General features: G+C 61.0%; 2 protein-coding genes. Both read left to right on the top strand.

What is annotated here, in order from left to right:
- Positions 1–151: 151 nt before the first annotated feature.
- A complete protein-coding gene (locus tag ACT67G_RS11610; RefSeq protein ID WP_443664336.1) occupies positions 152–1513 on the top strand; it encodes a uracil-xanthine permease family protein in 1362 nt (453 codons plus the stop codon).
- 137 nt (positions 1514–1650) lie between these two features.
- The gene (locus ACT67G_RS11605) at positions 1651–4098 is read left to right on the top strand and encodes an HAD-IC family P-type ATPase (protein ID WP_443664335.1); all 2448 of its coding nucleotides are present in this window, start codon (positions 1651–1653) and stop codon (positions 4096–4098) included.
- Positions 4099–4496: the final 398 nt, after the last annotated feature.

Raw genomic sequence — 4496 nt, 5'->3', positions numbered from 1 at the left:
GGTTTTTTACAGTTGTTTCACGGATAACCAAAAATTTTTTTGATAGGCCAAATTTTTTGTTTGCTTTTCCTAAAATCTATGCTATCATAAGGGAGAACGGTACTATCCTCCTAAGGGCCCTGCCCTTTTCAATTTGAAAGGAGTCCTGCGCATGGAATCCCGCCTCCACGGCCGTGAGCTGCTCTTTCAATTTCACGGCACTCCCCCTATCGGTACCTCCATCTCCCTGGCACTGCAGCACCTGGTGGCCATGATCGTGGGCTGCGTGACGCCGCCCCTCATCATCGCCGGCGCGGTGGGCCTGAGCCAGTCGGATCAGGTTTTGCTGATTCAGGCGTCTTTGGTGATGTCCGCCGTGTGTACGCTGCTGCAGCTCTTCCCCATCAGCCGGTACTTCGGTTCCGGCCTGCCGGTGATTTTGGGCGTCAGCTTTGCCTATGTGCCCAGCATGCAGGCCATCGCCTCCTCCGGCGGAGGCGTGGGCGCCATAGCCGGCGCCATGATCGTGGGCGGCATCGTGGCCATCCTCGTGGGCGTCTTTGTCAAGAAGATCCGGCTGCTGTTCCCGCCTGTCATCACCGGCACGGTGGTATTCACCATCGGATTGTCCCTGTACCCCACTGCCATCAACTACATGGCCGGCGGTACCTCCAACACTGCTGAGGCCATTGCCGCCTCGGGAGCCTCCCAGGCCCTGGTCTACGGCTCCTGGCAGAACTGGCTGGTGGCGGCACTGACATTGGCGGCTGTCATCATCCTCAACCATTTTGGAAAGGGCCTCTGCAAGCTGGCCTCCATCCTCATCGGCATGCTCTTCGGCTATGTGGTGGCGGCGGTGTTCTTCGGCATGGTGAGCTTTGCCGACGTGGGTGAGGCTGCCTGGTTCTCCCTGCCCAAGTTCATGCACTTCGGGGTCACCTTTGACCCCGCCTCCTGCATTGCCATCGGGCTGCTTTTCGCCATCAATTCCATCCAGGCCATCGGCGATTTCACCGCCACCACCGTGGGCGGCATGAACCGCGAGCCTACAGACCAGGAGCTCCAGGGCGGCATCATCGCCTACGGCGCCAGCAACATCCTCACCGCCCTGTTCGGCGGCCTGCCTACGGCTACATACTCCCAGAACGTGGGTATCGTCACGACCAACAAGGTGGTCAACCGGACGGTCTTCACCTTTGCCGGCGCCTTTTTGCTGCTGGCGGGCGTGTCCCCCAAGTTTGCCGCCCTTCTGACCACCATCCCCCAGTGCGTGCTGGGCGGCGCCACGGTGACGGTATTCTCCACCATCGCCATGACGGGCATGAAGCTCATCGCTTCCCAGGACCTGACGGCCCGGAACACCACCATCGTGGGCCTCTCCGCCGCTCTGGGCGTGGGCATCTCCCAGGCTGCCGAGGCACTGAGTCAGTTCCCAGACAGCGTCACCATGATCTTCGGCAAGTCCCCTGTGGTGGTGGCCACCATCATGGCGGTGCTGCTGAATCTGGTACTGCCCAAGGAGAATAAACGCTGAATCTGCGCGCAAAGCGCCCTGTCTTCCCGGCAGGGCGCTTTTTTGCAAAATTTGGGCCGCTCTCTGTACAATCCTCCCCGGCACGGGTATAATAAGACCATATTCGACACTTTTGGAAAGTTTGAAGGGAAGCGCCTATGAAACGCAGACACCAGGCACCGGAGGAGCCGGCCGCCCGCCGGGAGATTCCGCTGTGCCGCCCCACCGCTGACCGGGGCCTCACCGCCGCTCAGGCCCGGGAGCTGGCGGAAAACGGATGGGACAACTGTCCGGTGGAATCTCCCACCAAATCCGACAAGCAGATCATCCGGGAGAACCTGCTCACTTACTTTAACCTGATCTTCGTGGTGCTGGCAGCCTGCCTGCTGCTGGTGGGGGACTGGAAGGACACCACCTTTTTGCTGATCGTGGCGGCCAACGCCGCCATCGGCATCGTGCAGCAGCTGCGCTCCAAGCGGACCATCGACAAGCTCTCGCTGCTCTCCGCCTCCAAGGTGCGCACGGTGCGAGACGGCGCGGTGACGGAGCTGCCCACTGCCCAGCTGGTGCGGGAGGATGTGGTGGAGCTCACCGCCGGCTGTCAGATCCCCGCCGACGGCCCTGTCCTCACAGGGCAGGTACAGGTCAACGAGGCCCTCATTACCGGTGAGGCGGACGCCGTCACCAAGCAGCCGGGAGACCGGCTGCTCTCCGGCAGCTTCGTCATCTCCGGAAAGTGCCGGGCCCGGATGGATCAGGTGGGAGCGGATTCCTACGCTTCCCGGCTGACGTTGGCTGCCAAAAAGGACGCGGGCCCCGGCAAAAGTGAGATGATGCGCTCGTTGGACCGGCTGATCCGCTTTATCGGCGTGGCCCTGATCCCCATCGGCGCGGCCCTCTTTTACAATCAGTATGTGGTGCAGGACCTGGGGCTGCGGCAGTCCGTCAGCTCCATGGTGGCGGCCCTCATCGGCATGATCCCCGAGGGACTGTTCCTGCTGACCAGCGTGGCCCTGGCCGTGAGCGTGGTGCGCCTTGCCCAGAACCGGACGCTGATCCATGAGATGAACGCCATCGAGACCCTGGCCCGGGTGGATGTCCTCTGCGTGGACAAGACCGGTACCGTCACCAGCCCCAAGATGGAGGTGCGGGAGGTACTGCCCCTGGACCCGGAGGCCTTCCCCGAAACGGAGATCGCGGATGTGCTGGGGGCCTTCTACCGCTGCATGGAACCGGACAACGACACGGCCCGGGCCGTTGCGGAGAAGTTCTCCTACGGCCCCGCCTGGCCCCACCGGGAGACGGTGCCCTTTTCCTCTGCCACCAAGTGGAGTGCGGTAAATTTTCCAGGCCGGGGCGCCTATGTCATCGGAGCCCCGGAGTATGTGCTGGGGTCTGATGTGCAGGCCCTGCGGGAGCACATTGAAACTTACGCCCGGCAGGGATGCCGGGTGCTGCTGCTGGCCCAGTGCGACGGCGCGGAGGAGGGAAAGCTCCATGGGCTGGTGCTGCCCATGGCCATCATTGTGCTGGAGAACCCCATCCGCCCCGCGGCCCCCAAGGTATTTGCTTACTTCCGGGACCAGGGCGTGGAGGTGAAGGTCATCTCCGGCGACAACCCGGTGACGGTATCCGCTGTGGCCGCCCAGGCAGGCATCCAGGGGGCGGAGCGCTATGTGGACGCCCAGGAACTGAAGACCGACCAGGACATTGCCCGGGCAGTGCGGGAGTACACGGTTTTCGGCCGGGTGGTGCCCAATCAGAAGCGCAAGATCGTCCGGGCCCTCCAAAGCCAGGGCCACACGGTTGCCATGACCGGAGACGGCGTCAACGATGTGCTGGCCCTCAAGGACGCCGACTGCGGCGTGGCCATGGCCTCCGGTGCCGATGCCGCCTGCCAGGTGGCGCAGCTGGTGCTGCTGGACAGCGACTTTGCCGCCATGCCCAAGGTGGTGGCGGAGGGCCGCCGGGTCATCAACAATATCCAGCGGGCGTCGGCGTTGTACCTGGTGAAGAACATCCTCTCCTTCTTCCTGGCCCTCATCACGCTGTTTGCGGCGTTCCCTTATCCCCTGGTGCCTATTCAGCTGACGCTGATCTCCACCCTCACCATCGGTATCCCCTCCTTCTTTCTGGCCCTGGAGCCCAATCACGACCTGGTGCGGGGGAAGTTTTTGCACAACGTGTTCCGCCGGGCCTTCCCGGGAGGGCTCACGGCCATTATCGTGATCCTCTTTGCGGAGCTCTTTGTCTATACCTTCCACCTGACCTTGGGGGAGCTCTCCACCATCTGCGTGATCCTCATGGCCATCAACGGCATTCTGGTGATCTACTACGCCGTCCGGCCTCTGGACGTCAAGCGCTGGGTGCTGCTGATCGCCATGGCAGTGGGGCTGTTGATTGCCATGATCTTCTACGGAGAGGTTTTCTCCCTGACGGCGCTGAGTTTTGCCGCCTGGCTGGTGCTCATCGTGCTGGCGCTGCTGGTTGTGCCTATTCAGATGGGCTTTGAGTGGCTCTTTGACCGGTGCAGCGAGGCCCTCTCCCGCCGCCGGGAGCGCAGACGCGCCCGGCGCAGCGGATCCGGCAGGCATCGCCGCCGGTAATTTGAGATTTTACAAACAAAAAAGCCGCAGGATCTGGATTTTCCAGATCCTGCGGTTTTTTTGTTTGCTTATTCCCACTCGGCAAATTCAGATATAGTAGGGTGTATTTGAGGTGATTTCGCAGGAAAAACTTTCGCAAATATGTTAATATTCCACCTGCTATTTTCGGCTGTAAAGTTTATTAGTATCAAAATAGTATCACAAAAGGCTGGGAAATACAACAGAATTATGTGGAGCTCTACATAATTCCGGCACGGACGGACGCTGTCAGGCACAGCGGATAACAGCCTTGCAAGAGGCGTTGTACCTGCGCTGGATATATTCTTGATAGGCTTTCTGGTCTGTCATGGAAATTCCCCCTCTCTGAATAATAGTGCGGGGCGGCAGCACTCCTTGCT

The sequence above is a fragment of the Dysosmobacter sp. genome, assembly GCF_052306735.1.
In the GTDB taxonomy this organism is placed as follows: Bacteria; Bacillota; Clostridia; order Oscillospirales; family Oscillospiraceae; genus Oscillibacter.
Note: the sequence above shows the minus strand (reverse complement) of the source record. Positions and strands in the feature narration are given on the sequence as shown.